A 373-nucleotide genomic window follows, 5' to 3' on the forward strand; every position below is an offset into this window, starting at 1 on the left:
TATCCTGTTAATTAAATCAACCGTATCTAGCTGAAGTTCCGTTCGAACCATGAATACGTATCCCCTTGTTCAATCATTTTCCTTCTATTCTAAATGATTTTTCTTATAATGCCTATATTTAGAATATGGAACTTAACATTTTTATGACTGTTTTCTTCAGAGTGAAAAAAATAAAACCAGGTCTTCACCTGGTTATGTAGGAATAGAATTTATAGTCTTGTATGTGGCTTTGCAACATGATTTAAAACATATTTCATAACTAAAGCATAGGCTGTTACTGTACCCGCAATAAAAATCGCTACCATCTGTAACAACACCTTCCTGTTAATGAGAATAATTTTCAAATTCAATTAGAATTTTATCATTAACGATA

It is taken from the genome of Bacillus sp. JJ1474 (assembly GCF_036965225.1).
Classification (GTDB): domain Bacteria; phylum Bacillota; class Bacilli; order Bacillales; family Cytobacillaceae; genus Cytobacillus.